This window comes from Entomoplasma freundtii, assembly GCF_002804205.1.
Lineage (GTDB): Bacteria > Bacillota_I > Bacilli_A > Mycoplasmatales > Mycoplasmataceae > Williamsoniiplasma > Williamsoniiplasma freundtii.
Genome location: NZ_CP024962.1, coordinates 56940 through 76125 on the forward strand (window position 1 = coordinate 56940; position 19186 = coordinate 76125).

Below are 19186 nucleotides of genomic sequence, written 5' to 3' on the forward strand. Positions count from 1 at the left end.
AAAGGATGTTTTTTGATGATTAAAATAAATCAATATTTTATTTAAAAATTTTATTTTGATTTAAGAAATTTTGAATTGCATCGTATAATTCTTTATTAGCTTTGAAAAGGTTAATTAAAGAATCTTTATTACGTTCTTGCTTATTAGCGTCCTTAACATTATTGATGGCCTTTCTTAATTGTTCCGGTGTGCCTTCAACAGGGTTTTTAGTAAACATAATTAATTTTTCTGCAACCTTTATATGGTCGTTATGATATTTTTCGGCTTTTGCTCAATGAAGATTAATAAATGATTGAATTTCATTTGCCAATTTCTCTTTTGCCAATTTAATCATTGTATTATCAGACCTTATAATTGCTTTTTTGGCTTCAGCAATAGCTCCTTTTAAATCGTCGGAAGACTTAGCATCAAAATTAGTTTCATTCATCAAATCGTTGGCTTCTGAAATAAGTTTACCTAATTCAGTTGGGTCTTGCGCATCTTTGAAGTCCTCAATAGCTTTAGATAAACGTGCATTTATATTAATGGTGTTAATCAATCAATCTCTACTTACTTCCACCTGATCCAAAATTTCTTGAGCCTGATCAATTACTTCTTCTAAAACCTTAACTGATCCTTCGGTAGCATCTTTCGTAGCAGAGATTAACGAATAAGCACTCTTAATTAAATCACCTAAGTTTAATCTCGCTTTACCTAAATGAGCATCAATAAATTTTTCTATCATGTCTGCTAATTTTTGATTAATTGTGTCTACTTCACTTTTAGTGGCATCTTGATTAGCATTAATTCCTTCCGCTTCGTTCAAAATTCCCTTTAATTGTTTAAGTAACTGTTCAATTGATGAATTTTTAGTAATATCGATTAAATCTTGAGCTTCATCAATTTTGCTAGTTAAAACTTCTTTAGCCTTGTCAATAGCTACTTTTTCTTGAGCATCTTTGAAATCTTGAATAGCTTTAACTAATTTAGTATTAGCATCTTCGATTTCAGTTTTCGTAGCGTCGTTTTTATTAACAATGTCTTGCGCTTCATCGATTACTGCTTGTAAAGCTTTTGCATAGTCAGTGTCTTTGTTTTCAGCAATGATTAAACCTTGAGCTTCATCAATTTTGCTAGTTAAAACTTCTTTAGCCTTGTCAATAGCTACTTTTTCTTGAGCATCTTTGAAATCTTGAATAGCTTTAACTAATTTAGTATTAGCACCTTCGATTTCAGTTTTCGTAGCGTCGTTTTTATTAACAATGTCTTGCGCTTCATCGATTACTGCTTGTAAAGCTTTTGCATAGTCAGTGTCTTTGTTTTCAGCAATGATTAAACCTTGAGCTTCACTAATTTTGTTAGTTAAAACTTCTTTAGCCTTGTCAATAGCTACTTTTTCTTGAGCATCTTTGAAATCTTGAATAGCTTTAACTAATTTAGTATTAGCATCTTCGATTTCAGTTTTCGTAGCGTCGTTTTTATTAACAATGTCTTGCGCTTCATCGATTACTGCTTGTAAAGCTTTTGCATAGTCAGTGTCTTTGTTTTCAGCAATGATTAAACCTTGAGCTTCACTAATTTTGTTAGTTAAAACTTCTTTAGCCTTGTCAATAGCTACTTTTTCTTGAGCATCTTTGAAATCTTGAATAGCTTTAACTAATTTAGTATTAGTTGCATTTACTTCTTCTATAGTTGCATCTACTTTATTAACAATGTCTTGCGCTTCGTTAATAACTAATTGTAGAACTTCAACAGAACCTTCGACTGGCTCAGATGTATTCTTAATCAATTCTTCTGCCACTTTAATCGTTTCTTGAAGAACTTTTTTATCTGTTATGAAATTAAGGGTTATTTTGTCCGACTCACCTATTAGAAGATTTTTGTCTTCTTTAGCCTTTACTGTAACTTGTGTATTGGCTAATAAATTGTCTTTAAAAACTAATCCCTCAATAGTGTAATGGACATCGTATTCTGGGTCTTCTGGTTTTTTTGCTTCGTCTAGCGGCGAAACTTTTGCAACCTTTAACATTTCTTTGATGCGAGGATTAATTACTTGATCAGCTTGTGAAATGATACTATCTTTTTCTTCCGCTCCAATCTTTGTTGGATCTGTCACAATGATATTAATTGGTTCTTTATTTAATAATTGTAAGTCATTTGGCTGAATTGCTTTATTGTCATTTTTATTACCACAAGCAACTACAGTAGCACTTGTGGTAGCCAATAATCCAACCGAACTTAAAATCGATAGTAATTTTTTCATTTTGATATCCTTTCTTTCTTACTATTCTTTTAACATACAAAAAAGAATAAAGAGTTAACTATTTTAAAAAATCAAGACCTAACTAACAATTCTTCTAATTTTGGAACCATTTCTTTACTAATTAAAATAAAAATTAACTAGAAGGCTATTTTTAATTTTTAATAATTGTGTTAATGGCGAAGATATTCTTTAAACTACTAACACCATGTTGCTAATCCCTCAAAAAAGCAATTTTATTTTTAATTAATTTATTAGAATTATTAACTTTATAGCGAGGAATAAAAAAACACCCAATCTAAATAGGGTGTTTTTTACTTATTAAGTTTTTTATTTTAAATTATATTAATAATTAGTCCATTAATAAAAGTCATGCCACTAGCTTCTAAACCGATTTGTCTTGGGTTTTCGACATCAGTATAACTAATTACATCAACATCTAGATTAACTCCAAATTTTTGAGATTCTTCTTTTAATAAAGTAAATTGTTTTTCATTATCAGAACTTGGCTCTCATTTGCCTTCCACGTCTTTTAGCCCCTCAAGATTGGTGAAATGAATAACAGTTCATAATTTTTTAGTGCTAAAATCCTTTAGCGAATCTGCAGTCCCCTCATCTGAGGCACCATGACGGGCATCAAACATTCCGGTTCAAATTTTTTCAGCAATAATTTTTTCAGCCAATTCCCCCTTTTTAAAAGAATCAAATTCGGCTTGATTTAGTCACAATTTTGGTGTTTTTGGATCTATTTCGGTTCCGTTGTAGGCTCCAATTTCTCAAGTTTCTTTAATTCCGGCTACTTCAAAATCATCACCTGCAAAAATATCTTCTTCATGATCATTTTCATTATCTTTTGCTTGGCATGATACAACTGTTGCGCTAGTGGTTGCTAGTAATCCTACGGAGCTTAAAATAGATAATAATTTTTTCATTTGGGTATCCTTTTTTCCTTTTTCTAACTTCCTTTTATCATAAAAAACAATAATAAAAGGAGGAAATATTAAGACCCTTAAAAGTTTACTAATAATTAAAAACCATGCCCTATATGATTTTTAACAAAAATGCCCTGCTTTTTCACCCAAATAAAAATTAATGCGATAATTATTAATTAAATAACTAATAATGACAAATCAATAAGCAAAAACTAGTCTACCCCAAGGTAAGGCTTTTAATTAGGCTAATACATGTTGAGATATTCATTAATAGTTAAGGCCCAAATGGTAACAATGACCTATATTAAAATTAGGACAAATTGTTTTTTAAAAGGTTTAACCATTCATTTTAAATACCTAAATAATTTGCAAATTTTTCTAGTTCTCTAGAAAGAAGAATTGGTAAAAGTTTCCTCCTATTGTAAAATAAACAATAGATGTCATATGTCAAAGATATAACACTAATTTTTGTAGTTTTTAATTTCTAAGGAGGTTATTATGAAGCAAAACTATGATGTTATTGTCGTTGGTGGTGGCCATGCTGGTGTTGAAGCCGCTTTAGCGACTTCACGATTAAAAAAAGAAACGTTATTAATTAATTTATACGAAGATAAGATTGCAGCAATGCCATGCAATCCAAGTGTTGGGGGTCCAGCCAAGGGGATTGTAGTGCGTGAGATTGATGCGTTAGGTGGTGAAATGGCTAAAGCTGCCGACGTAACGGCTTTGCAAACAAAGCTATTAAACTCATCCAGAGGACCGGGGGTATGGGCCCTTCGAGTGCAATCGGATAAAGAGGCCTATGCTATGTATATGCAAAGAGTCTTGAAAAAACAATCACATTTAACTTTATTAGCTCAACCAGTTGAGTCATTGATGGTTGAAGGACACGAAATTAAAGGGATTACTTTAGCCAACGGAACCCAAATTTTTGCTAAGGCAGTTATTTTAACAACCGGTACCTATTTAAGGTCCGAAATCTTGAAAGGTGTGGAACGTCATCAAGCGGGTCCTAACGAAGAAGAAACCACGAGTGGAATTAGCAAAAGCCTTAAAGAGCAAGGTTTAAAACTTTTGCGTTTCAAAACCGGTACTCCACCCCGGGTTTACCGTGATTCGGTTGATTTAAGTGCTGCTAAATTAGAACCTGGAACTGATTTGCCTTTAGCTTTTAGTGCTTGCACTCAGGAGTTTACGCCAGTTAGTGAGCAAGTGCCTTGTTATCTTATCCATAGTACAGAAAAAACCAAAGAAATTATTGAAAATAATTTACATAAATCAGCCATGTATTCAGGAACTGTCAAGTCAATTGGACCTCGTTATTGCCCAAGCTTTGAAGATAAAATTGTTCGTTTTCCTACAAAAACCACGCACCAAATTTTTATCGAACCAGAAACCCGCGATGGTGATACTTGATATATTCAAGGTTTTTCAACATCAATGCCCATCGAAATTCAAAAAGAGATGCTTGAATCATTACCTGGTTTTGAAAAAGTGCGAGTGAAGCATTGAGCTTATGCAATCGAGTACGATGTTATTGATCCATTACAATTAAAACCGAGTTTAGAAGTTAAAAAAGTTAAGGGTCTCTTTACGGCGGGCCAAATTAACGGGACTAGTGGTTACGAAGAAGCTGCTGGGCAAGGTTTATTGGCTGGAATTAATGCAGTAAGATTTTTAAACCATGAGCCTCCCTTTGTCTTACGACGCGATGAAGCTTATTTAGGAGTGATGATTGATGATTTGGTTAATAAAGGTGTTTGCGAACCTTATCGTTTATTAACGAGTCGTGCTGAACACCGCTTGCTATTACGCAATGATAATGCTGAAAGCCGCTTAAAAGAACATGGTTTTAGTATTGGGTTGGTAAGTGATGAAGATTATAATCGCTATCGAGAGGGTTTGATGGCCATTCAAAAGGCTAAAGCTGATTTGGAACTCTTACGTTTTACACCAAAATCAGAACTAGCAGAAATTTTACGTATAAAAAAACAAGCAAATTTTCAACAAGGTTATTCGGGGTATGAGATTATTAAGATGCCAACGGTCCAAGTTGAGGAACTTATTCCGTTCGTGCCTTCATTAGGAAAACTAACTTTTAATCAATTGCAATCTTTGGTAATCGATGCTCGTTTTGCGGGCTATGTTGCTAAAGAAAAAGAATTGGTCCGAAAATTAGTAAAATTGGAAAAGAAACAAATTCCTCAAGATCTGGACTATGATAAAGTGGCCAATTTGGCAACCGAAGCCCGACAAAAATTAAAGCAAATTCAACCTTTAAACATTGGTCAGGCTTCACGAATCACTGGAGTTAACCCTGCAGATATTCAAATGTTACTTTTCTACCTAAAACATAATTATCCTTATGAAAAAGATTAACTTACCATATCAAATCTAGGAGTATTTTGCCTATGAAAATAGTTTTAATTGGTGGTTCGACATCTAGCATGACGGTGGCAGCTCGGTTGCGTCGTTTGCATGCAGATTGAGAAATCATAGTTTATCAAAAAGAAAGTTATGTTTCTTTTGGTGCTTGTGGTCTCCCTTATTATTTAGGGAAACATTTTGATGATTACCAACGGATGTTGGTCCGTAGTATTGAAGATTTTGCCAAAGCCAATATTCAAATTAAACCCTCAACTAAAGTAACAAAAATTGACCCAAATAAAAAGACGATTTATTTTGAAACCAGTGATGGTCAACAAAATACTGATACCTATGACCAATTGTTTATCGGAGTGGGGGCAGAACCAGTTATGCCTAAAATACCTGGTATTGAGGCTCCTAATGTTTTTCCTTTCACTCGTTTAGAAGACGCCTTTGGTCTTAAGAAACTTTTGCCTAAAGTTAAAAAAGTATCGATTATTGGCTCTGGTTTTATTGGTCTTGAAACAGTGGAAGCCTTAGGAAATTTAGGCTATGAAATTTCGTTAATTGAAGCACAACCAAGATTGATGGCTCGGGTTTTTGACCAAGAAATGACTGAATTAATTGACGAAGAATTGAGTCTAAAAAATATCAGAGTTTTTAATAATGATTCACTTGTAGAAATTGTGACTGATGACCAAGGCCAAGCCATTAAGTTGAAATTGGCTTCAGGACAAGAAGTGGAAACTGATGCAGTAATCATGGCCATTGGTATTCGCCCAGCGACACATTTTTTAAAAAATACTGATTTAGAAATGATTAATAATGGCGCTTTGGTCGTAGATCGCCGCGGGTCCACAAATCTAAAAGATATTTGAAGTTGTGGCGATTGTGCCACTAGTTTGAACCGTGTGACTGGTAAAAATGACTACCTAGCTTTAGCTACTGTAGCTCGAAAGTTTGCTAAAGTAGTTGCCAACAATATGAGTGGACTTAAAACTCAATATGCTGGTCAATTGCAAACAGCTATTATCAAAGTTTTTGATTTAGAGTGTGCCCGAACTGGCTTGAGTGAAGCAGAGGCAAAAGCTTATGGTTATGATTTTAAGTCGCTCATTATCAAAGATAAAGACCGAACTGATTACGTGAAACACCAAAAACCGTTGACCTTAAAAGTAATAATGGATAAAAAAAGTCAAACCTTAATTGGGGCACAAATTGTTGGTTACAATAGTGCCATTCTAAGGATTGATGCTTTAATCCCATTAATATGAAGCCGAACCAAAGTGGATAATGAACTAGAACAATTAGATTTACCTTATGCGCCCCCCTTTTCAAGGCCGGTAGATATTATTAATATTGCCTTATCAAAATTAGCAGCAAGTTTGGAGGAAGGATAACCACAAATGAATTTATATGTGGCCGATAATAGCATTTTAAATACCTTTTTTGCCATTGGATCATGGCAAGCTTTAGTGAGCATTGTTATTTTCATTGGTTTGCAAGTTGGTCTTTGGTATTTCTTTAAATACATTAAATTACAATTTATTTACCGAATTTTAATCGGAATGGCCATTGGCTTAGTTTTTGGACTTATCATTCAGGGAATTGAAGGCTTTCCTAAAAACGGCCTAACTGATAAGTTTATTCCTGGTAGCGAACACCCTTCAATTCCAGGTGACCCTACTAGTCCGATAATTAGAGATGAGAATCCTGGTTATCGTCTCTGGGCTTATCAATTAAATGTTTGAATCTCGTTAATGAAAAACATTTTTATTAACGGAATCCTTTTATTAACGGCTCCGGTAGTCTTCTTAGCAATTTTCCGTGTTACTTCAAAACCATCAGCAAAGCGAATGGGAAGTATTACTGGGAAAGGTTTAGGACTTTTGTTAGTGAATGTTTTAATTGCTTTTATGATTACTTTCTGGCTAGGGTATTTTTTGAAGACTGGCGAAGGCATTCACTTAAATCCTGATACAGATTTCCAAAAAACAGGAGCGGATACAAAACCGTTGCCGGAAATAATTTGAAATTATGTTCCGGCAAATATGATTACTCCATGATTGACGGTAGCTGTGATTCCTTTAATGGTTATTGGAGCCTTGTTTGGGTCATCAGTTAAAATACTATCAAAACGAAATGCTAAGGATATGGATCATATTCGTCATGGAGCTGATGTTGCTTGAAAAGTTATCATTTCAATGCTAATGACTTTTATGAAAATCATGCCTCTAGCTGTTATGTCGATGATTGGCTCATCAATTGTCGCTAAACCAATTGGAGCATTAGGTTCAATTGGAAAGGTGTTGGGTGTTGGGTACCTTGCGCTAATCCTTTGTGTCGGTGTAATTACTTTAGAAGTGATGATGTTTGGCATTAAAGTAGTGCCATGGTGAAAAAGTGCTTTTAGAGTTTTAATTCAAGGTTTTGCTACACAATCATCAAATGCTACTCTACCAACTTCAATTGAAGTCTTAGAAGATGATATGAAGGTTAATGATAGAGTTGTGTCAGTTTTGGCTCCTTTATCAACATCAATGGGACTAATGGGTTGTGCCGGAGTACAGGCTGGCTTAATTACTAGTTTTCTATGAACTGCTACTATTGGCGATCCAAATGCTCTTGATGTTCATGATATGGGTCTTGGTGCTTACTTTTTATTATCGCTTGTAATCACTGTTGTGGCTTCACTAGGAATTGCTGGGGTACCTGGAACAGCAGGAGTAGTAACAGCTGGTGTCTTAGGAGGTCTTGGTTTAGGACGATGATTTGCACCAGTTTATGCTATCGTCGGAGCTCTTGATGGTCTCTTTGATATGGGAAGAACTGGAGTTAATGTTCTTGGACCACAAGCCGTTGTACCAATTGTAGCTAAATCTGAAGGTTTGATTTTACCAGATAGTCCACTCTTAAATGCAAAACAACTTAAGCATCAAGAGGAAATTAAAGTTAAAATTGAGAAAAAAGAACTTGCCAAAGAAGCTCATCAAAAAGAAATAAAAGAAAAATTAGCTACTAAAAAACTGGAACAAGAAGAAAAGAAAAAAGCAAAAGCCCGTAATCATGACCGGCGCCCACCTGCTTCTAAACAGTAGGTTAAAAAGCCTCCAATTAAAATTGGAGGCTTTTTATTAAATATAGAATTTAAAAGAAACTTAGCAAAATATGGAAATTCTTAATATAACTAAGGCGACTAACTGACTAAACATAACTTAAGGGCAGTCATTTTATAACCTTAAATAAACAAAAAATAGCTTTAATTAGTAGGTTTATAAATTTTTTGATTTAGTTATCTTTTTATTTGCGGATTAATAAAGGATATACTAATGTTTTTAAAGGACTAAGCAGTTTATGCTATAAAGAGTCAAAACGATTAGTAGTACTACGATTATTTGTTTTTATTAACTCCGTTATCCTCAATCTCAAAATCATTTAGTTATGACTTAATATAGTGTAGCCAATTTATAATAGTGCTATTTTTAATCTATAGTCACTTTAAGTAATTAAACAAAAAATCAGGTAAAACCTGATTTTTTGTTTAATTTATTTAGTTTTAATTAATAATTTTTGTTCCAGAGTCACCATTTAAAATAGCATCAACTTTATCTAATGATCCAATGTAAGCGATACGCTTATCGTGGCCTTTAACAAAAGTCAAAGCAGCTTCGATTTTTGGCAACATTGAACCAGCAGCAAATTGGTTTTCGCTAATATATTTTTCAGCTTCACTAACAGTCATTGTTTTCAATGACTTAGCATCTGGCTGATTATAGTTCAACCAAACATAATCAACTGCCGTTAAGACAAGTAAAATATCAGTTTGAACCAGATCACCTAATTTAGCCGCCGCTAAATCTTTATCAATGACTGCTGGCACTCCATGAAGTACTCCGTCTTTTTTAACAACAGGTACTCCACCTCCACCAGCGCAAATCGGCACATCATGATTGGCAATTAAGGTTTTAACAATGTCCAATTCGACTAACCCAAGTGGTTTGGGCGAAGCGACCACGCGCCTTCACCCTCGACCAGCATCTTCTTTAACTGTTCAGTTATACTTTTTAGCTAAAGTTTGTGCTTCTCCTTCGCTTAAAAAGCTACCAATTGGTTTCGTTGGATTTTTAAAAGCAGGATCACTTTCTGAGACCAATGTTTGAGTTACGATAGTGGCAACATTTTTCTTTAAATTACGGGTAGTCAATTCATTATCAAGAGCTTGTTGAAGGTGGTAACCAATGTAACCCTCGCTCAAAGCCCCACATTCTGGAAAGTCCATTAACGGAATTTTAGCATCATTTTGGTGAGCTAAATCAAAAGCCGAATTAATCATCCCGACTTGTGGTCCGTTACCATGAACAATTATGATATCGTTCTTTTTTTCAATTAGTTCCCCCAGATACTTGGCGGTATTTTTAACAATACGGCGTTGATCATCTGGGTTGTTACCTAAAGCGTTTCCACCAATGGCAACTACAATTTTTCCCATATGGCTCCTTTTATATAATGATTATTATTGCTTTTATTTTTATTTCGATTAACTAAGCAATTGGTGAACCAATGGCTCCTCCGATGGCTAATAAACCGATTGAGGCAGCAAAGATAATTCCAACTAGTGGCATGATTCCCTTGATAAAGCGACCGTAGTCAACTCTCGCAATGGCAATCGCTCCCATAACAACTCCTGATGTTGGCGTAATAAAGTTAATTAAACCAGAAGCAAATGAAAAGGCTGTTACCGATCCTGATGCTGCGACTGGGTCTCAAGTTCCACTGCTAGTTTGTACTACTCCTGAAAGAAGTGGGAAAACAGCAGCTGCAAAACCAGAAGTTGATGGAATTAAGAATGATAAAGGTAGGAATATTAAGTAAAGAACAATTACTTTACCAATTCCTGAACTAATGTTACCGATACTATTTGATAGACCACGAACAAATAAATCTTGCATGTAAGATTCACGAAGAATGTAACCAACCCCAGCGGCTGTAGCAATAACAAGGCAGACACTTAGAATATCGCTAGCTCCAGCCATGAATTCTTTTAGGAAGGTTTGTTCACCGTCAAGTCCATCTGCATGTGGAGCCCCAATTAGATTAATCATTCCAACGACAATGGCTCCAATTAGGAAGAAACCAGCAACAATTTCTAGGCTTCCATTACCAAAACCAGGCACAGTGGCAGCAAGATAAGGAATGTGATTACGAATCCAATTAGCGGCATCAGCCATTGCAGTATTACGCAAGATTTGGTCTCATCCCACTAAATAGATAATCATGATGACAAAGACTATCGCAAAAATGGCAATGGTTCAACGACGACGTCAATCCATTTTGATTTTTTGTGTACTATTTTTTAAGAAATAAGTATAATCTTCATCTTTTGTTGAAAAGGTAATTGATTTTTGGGGTGAACGTTTAATTTGTCAAGCATAAAGCATTACATAAGTAATGGCAATTGCCGTAATAATAACTCATGAAACTAAACGTCAAACCAAACCATCACCAGCAGTTAGAGCGGCTCCGGTAGAATCTTTACCTAACCCATCAAGGGCAACTGTAATAACGAAGGGGTTAACTGTTGAGGCTAATACCCCAGCTCCTGCCCCAACTAGGACAATTAGAAGGCCAGTAAAGGTATCGAACCCAGCAGCAATCATTAAAGGAATCATAATCATGTAGAAGCCTAATGATTCTTCAGCCATTCCTTCTGTAGTTCCTGCTAATGAAAAGAAAGTCATTAGGGGAATGATTGCCCAAATTTCTTTACCTTTCATTTTAACCAAAATGGCTTGTGACATTCCTTCTAAAGCTTTAGAAGAAATAACCATGTAAATGAAAGCACCCAGAATTAAAATGAAAATAATAACTCCAGATTTTTCAATGAATCCTTTCATCGGTGCGATAAAGAGATCCACAATCCCCATGGCTTGGATTCGTTTAGCTGTATCTTGCCATTGGATAACTTCCCCAGTATTTTCGTCTCATTTCACGGCTTCTTTAACTGTTGTTTCTACTTTAGCTCAGTAAAGAATTCACGAAATAATTACTAAGACCAAAATAATCAACATCAGGATTGAAAAGGCCGAAAGCATTTTGAATCTTTTTTTGGGTTTGCCTTTTGTTTTCATCGACGGCATTCGTTTTTTGTGACGCGGTGGTTTGGAAGGTGGGCCACCATTAATGTCGATGATGACTTCTTCTTGTTGGCGAACTTGTGCCATACTCTCCCCTTTCTTAATTAGTATCCCCTATAGTGGCTACCATCACTGCTTTAATTGTATGAAGACGATTTTCTGCTTCTTCAAAGACAACAGAGTGTTTTGAATTAAATACATCATCAGTTACTTCCATAGCTGTCAAACCAAATTTTTTATGAATTTCTTGACCAACATCGGTTTTTAAATCATGGAAAGCTGGTAAGCAGTGCATGAAAATAACGTCGGGTTTGGCAACTTTAATAGCATTCATATTTACTTGGAAAGGCTTCAGGTCTTTAATTCTTGAAGCTCAAACTGCATCTGGTTCACCCATTGATACTCAAACGTCAGTGTAAATAACGTTAGCATCTTTACAAGCTTTAAGCATATCGTCGCTGAATTCAATTTGGGCACCAGTTTCCTTAGCGATGGCTTGACATTCTTTTACTAGACTTGGGTTTGGTCACAAATCTTTAGGAGCGGCAGCCACAAAATGCATACCCATTTTGGCACAACCGACCATTAATGAATTTCCCATATTATTACGAGCATCACCGGCAAAAACAAATTTTAAACCCTTTAAACTTCCAAAATGTTCTTGGATGGTTAAGAAGTCAGCCAAAATTTGTGTTGGGTGAAACTCATCAGTTAACCCGTTATAAACAGGTACGCCTGAATATTTAGCTAAATCTTCAGCATCCGCTTGTTTATAACCACGGAATTCAATGGCATCATAGAAGCGTCCAAGTACTTTCGCTGTATCTTCGACCGATTCCTTTTTTCCAAATTGCGATCCTGAGGGACCAAGGTAGGTCACGTGGGCACCTTGATCATAAGCGGCTACTTCAAAGGCACAACGAGTTCTTGTTGAGTCTTTTTGAAATAACAAGGCAATATTTTTGCCTTTCATAGTTGGCATTTCATTACCAGTATATTTAGCACGTTTTAAGTCACGTGATAAATCTAATAAATAGTTGATTTCACGAGGAGTGAAATCTAGAAGCTTTAAAAAACTTCTTGCCTTTAAATTTAAAGCCATTTATTTAGTATCCTATCCTTCTATTTTTTAGTTAAGTTTTCTCTTCAAAGTGGCATAGTCATACAACGAGGTCCACCACGACCACGTGATAATTCTGATGAAGGAATTGTTAAAACTTCTACGCCAGCTTTTCTTAAAAGTTCGTTTGTCACAGTGTTTCGTCCGTAAGCAATAACTTTTCCTGGAGCCAAAGTAATAACGTTAGTTCCATCATTTCATTGTTCACGAGCAGAAGCGACAGAATCAGTTCCACCACAACGAATAAATTGGACTTTGTGACCAAGAGTTTCTTCTAAGAATTTATCTAGAGCCATATTAATTTGTTTTTTAGCCAATTTACCATTGTTATCTTGACTTAATTCATAGATTTTGAATTCATCCAAAATATCGAAAATTAATGGATAAACGACAAATTTATCGTAATCAATATTTGTAAAGACAGTATCTAAGTGCATAAAAGCACGCGATTTAGGTAGGTCTAAAACAATAATTTTTTTGTAACTTCCTTCTTTAAAAACTTCAGGGGCTAACTTTTCAATTGCGGCCATGTTAGTTCTTTGTGATACTCCAATAATTAAAGTGTCTGAATTTAAAACTAAAACGTCTCCACCTTCAATGTGCCCTTGGGTCCAAGTACGTTGGTAAAATTCCGGAACGTCCTTAAATCTTGAGTGGTGTTTGAAAACAAAGTCTGGGAATAAAGTTTCACGGTTTCTAGTTACCGATCACATATGATTGATTGCAACTCCGTTTCCAATTGATTCGAATGGATCACGTTGGAAAAGGACGTTTGGAAGTGGATCAGCAACAAAAGGGTAATCTTTATAAGCTTGTTCCAACCCGATTTCGCTCTTTTGAGTTCCAGCAATCATTTTTTTAACCAAATCCAAATTATCCATTTTCATTAGGAAAGCTTTGAATTTTGCTTCTCATCCTGCTTCAACATTTGCTTCTTTAATAAATTCATCAACAAAGGCTTCCCTTAATGAGGGATTTTGTTCCAATGCTTGAGCTGTTAGTTCTTCAATATAGAGAACTTCTACTCCGTTTTTTTGCATTAAACTAGTGAAATAATCATGTTCGTCTTGAGCCACCTTTAGGTATGGTGTATCATCAAATAATAAACGTTGTAAGGTCTCAGGAGTTAAATTTTTTAATTCGTCTCCTGGCCTATGAACCAAAACTGTCTTTAAAGGACCAATTTCAGAAAAAACGTTAATTTTCTTATCCATAATTCTATCAAAACCTTTCTAGAGACCTATGCCTCTTATTAGTTATTCTAATAAGATTAGAATTTTTTTTTAATTTAAAAGGGGAAAGTGTTAAAAAATTCAACTTTATTTTTTAAATGTGGCTTTCTCAAAAAAATCACCACTGATAAGGTCTTTTTCAAAAAAAGTTTTTGCTATAATCAAGAGGAGATTCATTTTTTAGTTAATAACAACAGGCTAACTACAACTCCAGGTTGGTAGTTTTTTTAGTTGTCTTGAAAGGAGTAACATGAATAAAAAATATAAATCCTTAGTGGTAGTCGGATCCCAATGAGGTGATGAAGGTAAGGGCAAAATTACTGACTATTTTGCTCAAGATGCTGATATGGTTGTTCGCTATGCTGGCGGAGATAACGCTGGTCATATGATTGAATTTAATGGTAAACGCCATAAAGTGACTTTAGTCCCTTCGGGAATTTTTAGTCCCCACGTTAAAAATGTGATCGGGAATGGTACCGTCATTAATTTACATAATTTAGTAGTTGAATTAAAAAAATTACAAAGTGAGGGTATCGATACAAAAAACTTGTTCCTTTCAGATCGTGCCCACTTAATTTTTGATTATCATTTAAAAACAGATGCTGAACAAGAGGAAGCTCGTAAGGAAAACCGTTTAGGAACCACTAAAAAAGGGATTGGACCTGCATATGCAGATAAAATCGCCCGTTTTGGTTTTCGCCTCGCTGACTTTAGACAACCAAACTTCAAAGAAACATTTGAGCAAATGTGGCTTGATCGTACTGGTGGCACTAAAACAGAATTTGAGGCTTATTACAAGGATTTAATGGCTGATTTCCAAGTGGTTGCCTCACAGATTATTGATTCTGGAGAAATGATTGAAGAAGCTCTAATGGATGACAAATTTGTGCTTTTTGAAGGAGCCCAAGGGGTACTTTTAGATATCGATCACGGAACTTATCCATTTGTCACTTCTTCAAACACTACTGCTAATAATGCGTCAACAGGTTCTGGTATCCACCGAAAACAAGTTGAAAAAGTCGTTGGTGTTGTTAAGGCTTACAACACTAGAGTAGGAACTGGTGGAATGCCAACGGAAATCTTCGACGAAACTGCTGACCGAATTCGTGAACGTGGTCATGAATATGGTTCAAATACAAAACGTCCTCGTCGCATTGGTTGACTAGATTTAGTAGCCTTGAAATATGCACTTCGTACTGGTGGCATTGATGAAATGTTCCTTACATTGTTTGACGTTTTGGATAAAGAAAAAACAATTAAACTAGCCGTTGGTTATGAACTTGATGGAAAAACTATTAAATCGTTACCAGCCAACGATGCTGAATTGCGTCGTGTGAAACCGGTCTATATTGAAATGCCGGGTTGGGAAACTGACATCACTAACGTCAAAAGTTTTGCTGAGTTACCGCAAAACGCTCAAAATTATATGAAAAAAATTGAAGAGATTACTGGGACAAAATTCCTTGGTTTCTCAGTCGGACCAGACCGTAAACAAACAATTATGCTAAAAGGAGCTTTTGATGATTAAGCGTTATGAAGCGCAAGCAATTAGCAAAATTTGATCTGATAAAAACAAATACCAAACTTGATTAGAAGTCGAAAAACTGGTCGTTGAAGGATGAGTTAGTTTGGGAGTTGTTCCTAAAAAAGACACTAAGGCCTATGCCAATTTAAAAGTTGATTTAGACCGTATGGCGGAACTAGAAAAGACTCTCAAACATGATGTGGTTGCTTTTACAAGAATGCTTGGTGAGCAAATTGGCCTTGAGAGTCGTTGACTTCATCTTGGGATTACTTCTACTGATGTTGTTGATACTGCACAAAATTATTTAATTAAACAATCTAACTTGGTTCTTGAGCAAGTTTTGCAAACCTTACAAACAACTTTAAAGAACTTAGCCTTTAAATATGAAAACCAATTAATTATGGGTCGAACTCATGGTATTTATGGGGAACCAACCTCCTTGGGTTTAAAATTTGCTCTTTGGCATGAAGAAATTAAACGTCAGCAACAACGTTTAACCTTAGCTAGACAACAAATTGAGGTCGCAAAAATTTCTGGTTCGATGGGTAATTATGCCAACTTGGAATTAGAAATCGAAGATTATGTTGCTAATGCTTTAGGGTTGGGTCTTGATTCACTTTCAACTCAAGTCACCCAACGTGATCGTCACGCTTTTTTAATCAGCGTTTTAGCAAACCTTGCCTCTACTTATGAAAAAATGAGTACGGAAATCCGCCTATTTCAACGTAGTGAAGTCAATGAAATTAGTGAAGGTTTTGCACCCAACCAAAAGGGAAGCTCGTCAATGCCTCATAAAAAAAACCCAATTTCATCAGAAAACATTGCCGGTTTAAGCCGTTATGTTCGTTCGTTTGTGACGATGGGCTATGAAAATAATAATCTTTGGCATGAAAGAGATATCTCTCACTCTTCCAATGAACGTTTAGTTATACCAGATATTTATGCCGTAATTGTTTATTTAACTAACCGTTTAAACGATACATTGAATAATCTCTATATCAACAAAGAACAAATCAACAAGCATTTAAGTGAAGCTCACCGGATTTACTTTTCACAACGAGTACTTACTTATATTTTGATTAACAACCCCGATGTCACTCGTGAGTCTGTTTATGACTTCATTCAAAAATGCACGCATGAATGTTTGGCTTCTAACCAAGATTTCAAACTTGTTTTAGAACAACAAGGAATTGAAAAATACTTATCGCAAAAAGAACTTGATTCACTTTTTGATGACAAATTCTTTTTACGACAAGTACCGAAAATATATAAGCGTCTCTTTGCTAACAAATAGTAAAAAAATCTCCCTTGGGAGATTTTTTTATATTTCGTTTTGGCAAGTTTGGGTCTTTAAAAATTCAGCTAGGTTTGTAAATGAGGTTTCCACCATATTTTCCACTGCCTCATCGGTAAAACTACCGATATGTGGTGTAAAGATGACGCGTGGTCGCAAACTTCATAGTTTTTCGTAAATATTTATTGGTAGTTCACTTTCATGTTTTTGAAAATAAATTTGTCCTTCGTTAGTCAAAGTATCAAGGGCCACTTTCGAAATTTGTCCACTAATTAAACCTTCATATAAGTCTTGATAATTAATTAATTCGCCTCGTGCTGCATTAACAATGATACAACCGGGTTTTAACTTTTTGATAAACTCACGATCAACCATCGCTTCATTTTTTCCCTTGATATACGGACAATGAATGGAAATCAGATCTGCTTGGGCTAAAAGAGTATCCAAATCAACATAGTCAAGAGTATTGGTGGAATCCACGTCAGTCCGTGGATATAAATCGTAACCTAAAACCTTCGCTCCCATGCCTTTTCAAGCCTTGGCCGTTTCGAGACCAATCCGCCCGACTCCAATAATGCCGACTATTGAATTCCGAACTTCAGGGGCAAACATTTCATTATCAACATTAAAATCTTTATGATTAAATTTATTGTTCATATGCAAAATATTGCGAAATAAGGCTAAACCAGTACTAAAAGCTAATTCACTCACAGCATTTGGTGAATAGTAAGGAACATAAGCCATCTTAAAGCCGAGTTTTTTCGCCTCAGGAATATCAATATGATTAGTGCCAACAGTTCTTGTTAAAAGAAACTTAATTCCCATTTGGTGCATTTTCTCTAAGTTGATTTTGTCAGCAACACAATTGGCTCTTACAAGTAGTGCCTCATGGCCTTTGGCTGTCTCAATATTGTTATGACTTAACAAGTCAGGAAGTAAGGTAAGTTCAAAATTAAATTTTTGGTTAATTTTCTCAAAAATCGGTTTTTCAATTTCACGAACTCCGTAACAAATTACTTTCATTTCTTTCCCCATTCTAATTACCCAAATATTGGTAAAGCCCCGATAGCGGTGACAATTACGACTCAAATTGGTAATGTGATGATTGATACTAAAGTTGATAATGTTGTTAAATTACTTGCTATCAAAGCTCCTTTATCATAAGCAATAGCATAGGAAACCACAACGCTGGCTGGAGGAGCGGCTGTCATAATAACAACAACTGCTAATTGAATGGCAGTTAATTTAAATAATCCTGATGATCAGCCAATCAAGCCAGCAAGAATCATAATAACTAAAATAATTAATGGGGCTACAATCACTTTAATAAAAGTAGCATATCAAAGTGTTTTGCTTTTGGCCGCTTCTTTTAAATTACCATTATTCATTGTCATTCCGATGGCTAATCAGGCCAAAGGGGTACAGATTGCTTGTAATGTAGTTAAGACCTTGGCAATGGGAGGGAATAATAAATCGATTCGCAATGGTGAAAAGTATTCCTTTCCATAAGAGACACACTTTATGCCTGGAATTAATTGGGTAACTCAAATCACAAACCCAATAAAAGTAGCGATTAGGATTGGGTTGGCAAAAATATTTTTTAATGTTTTAATTCTTAATTCTTTTTGTTGTTTGATTGCTTCTGTTGATAACTCCGTCTTTTTGATTTTTTGTTTCTTTTTGTTTACTACGGTAGCCACCATGGGCTTATTACTCATAATCAAAAAAGCTAACGAGTATAAGAAGACACGATAAGGAATGTTAAATATATTTGATGTAATTGAAGCATCATTGCCATATAAAGCAGTTACAATAGGAATCCCAAAAAAAGTTGTTGAAGCAAAAGCGGTACACATCGCAAGTGTATCCTGAATATCTTTTTCATATTTAAGAAAAAATACCTTGGCTCCAAATGTCATGGCTAAATAGAAGATAAAACCGACTAAAAGTACAACAATTTCTTGAGTAACTTTTTCAACACTTGTCTCGGAAAGAAAACCGTTTAAAGCCAAAGCTGGAAGACCAACTACCATTACGGCTTTAATAAGAACTTTTTCAAAACCTTGTTTGAATATCTTCTTAACTGCTAAAAAATAGCCCAACCCAATTACAAAAATTGTGGCAAAAATCGCAGACCAAATTCCTCAAGAACCAAGCGTTTCTTTGAGGGCATCTGCTACTGAACTAGATAATAACATTGATTAATAATCCTTTCTGCTTTTGATTTAAGCATGGTGTCTTATTAAGTCAATGATAAAAAAGCATTATACGGCAAACATTGTCCATTTAGTAATAAATTACGCCAGTATTAACTTTTTATTATCTAAACAATATTAATAGTGA

The 19186-nt window shown here is 35.1% G+C and carries 13 protein-coding genes; 5 read left to right on the forward strand and 8 right to left on the reverse strand.

From position 1 onward, the window contains the following. Positions 1 to 37: 37 nt before the first annotated feature. Both EFREU_RS00230 and EFREU_RS00235 read right to left on the reverse strand, forming a co-directional pair. Positions 38 to 2242: a lipoprotein gene (locus EFREU_RS00230; protein WP_100609039.1), complete on the reverse strand. Its 2205-nt coding sequence runs from the start codon at positions 2240 to 2242 to the stop codon at positions 38 to 40. 332 nt (positions 2243 to 2574) lie between these two features. Then, on the reverse strand, positions 2575 to 3171 hold the full coding sequence (locus EFREU_RS00235; protein WP_100609040.1) for a lipoprotein: 597 nt from the start codon (positions 3169 to 3171) through the stop codon (positions 2575 to 2577). 498 nt (positions 3172 to 3669) lie between these two features. Between EFREU_RS00235 and mnmG the strand changes: the two genes are divergently transcribed. Genes mnmG through EFREU_RS00250 form a run of 3 tightly spaced genes read left to right on the forward strand, consistent with a single transcriptional unit; the run spans position 3670 to position 8636 of the window. Continuing rightward, positions 3670 to 5550 (forward strand): tRNA uridine-5-carboxymethylaminomethyl(34) synthesis enzyme MnmG, encoded by a 1881-nt coding sequence (mnmG, locus tag EFREU_RS00240; RefSeq protein WP_100609041.1) that lies wholly within the window; start codon positions 3670 to 3672, stop codon positions 5548 to 5550. Positions 5551 to 5582: 32 nt separating this feature from the next. Beyond that, positions 5583 to 6938 carry a CoA-disulfide reductase gene (locus EFREU_RS00245; RefSeq protein ID WP_100609042.1) on the forward strand — a complete coding sequence of 452 codons (1356 nt, stop codon included), beginning with the start codon at positions 5583 to 5585 and terminating at the stop codon, positions 6936 to 6938. A 6-nt stretch (positions 6939 to 6944) separates the two neighbouring features. Continuing rightward, on the forward strand, positions 6945 to 8636 hold the full coding sequence (locus EFREU_RS00250; protein WP_100609043.1) for a dicarboxylate/amino acid:cation symporter: 1692 nt from the start codon (positions 6945 to 6947) through the stop codon (positions 8634 to 8636). Positions 8637 to 9094: 458 nt separating this feature from the next. Here the strand turns inward: EFREU_RS00250 and arcC are convergent, their stop codons facing one another. The 4 genes from arcC to EFREU_RS00270 form a co-directional block, all read right to left on the reverse strand. Next, positions 9095 to 10027 carry a carbamate kinase gene (gene arcC / locus EFREU_RS00255; protein WP_100609044.1) on the reverse strand — a complete coding sequence of 311 codons (933 nt, stop codon included), beginning with the start codon at positions 10025 to 10027 and terminating at the stop codon, positions 9095 to 9097. 52 nt (positions 10028 to 10079) lie between these two features. After that, positions 10080 to 11630: a YfcC family protein gene (locus EFREU_RS00260; protein ID WP_100609805.1), complete on the reverse strand. Its 1551-nt coding sequence runs from the start codon at positions 11628 to 11630 to the stop codon at positions 10080 to 10082. Positions 11631 to 11772: 142 nt separating this feature from the next. Next, a complete protein-coding gene (gene argF, locus EFREU_RS00265) occupies positions 11773 to 12774 on the reverse strand; it encodes an ornithine carbamoyltransferase (protein WP_100609045.1) in 1002 nt (333 codons plus the stop codon). Positions 12775 to 12794: 20 nt separating this feature from the next. Beyond that, positions 12795 to 14006: an arginine deiminase gene (locus EFREU_RS00270; protein ID WP_100609046.1), complete on the reverse strand. Its 1212-nt coding sequence runs from the start codon at positions 14004 to 14006 to the stop codon at positions 12795 to 12797. A 268-nt stretch (positions 14007 to 14274) separates the two neighbouring features. On the opposite strand from EFREU_RS00270, the gene EFREU_RS00275 reads away from it, so the two are divergent. Continuing rightward, complete coding sequence (locus EFREU_RS00275) at positions 14275 to 15552, forward strand: adenylosuccinate synthase (RefSeq protein WP_100609047.1); 1278 nt, start codon at positions 14275 to 14277, stop codon at positions 15550 to 15552. Further along, a complete protein-coding gene (gene purB / locus EFREU_RS00280) occupies positions 15545 to 16843 on the forward strand; it encodes an adenylosuccinate lyase (protein WP_100609048.1) in 1299 nt (432 codons plus the stop codon). Before EFREU_RS00275 ends, purB begins: the two co-directional genes overlap by 8 nt. A 27-nt stretch (positions 16844 to 16870) precedes the next feature. Here purB and EFREU_RS00285 read toward each other — a convergent pair whose 3' ends face one another. Both EFREU_RS00285 and EFREU_RS00290 read right to left on the reverse strand, forming a co-directional pair. After that, entirely contained in the window at positions 16871 to 17866 is a 996-nt protein-coding gene (locus EFREU_RS00285; RefSeq protein WP_232673620.1) for an NAD(P)-dependent oxidoreductase, read from the reverse strand. 17 nt (positions 17867 to 17883) lie between these two features. Then, positions 17884 to 19041, reverse strand: coding sequence for an AEC family transporter (locus EFREU_RS00290; RefSeq protein WP_100609050.1), 1158 nt, complete (start codon positions 19039 to 19041; stop codon positions 17884 to 17886). Between the last annotated feature and the right edge of the window lie 145 nt (positions 19042 to 19186).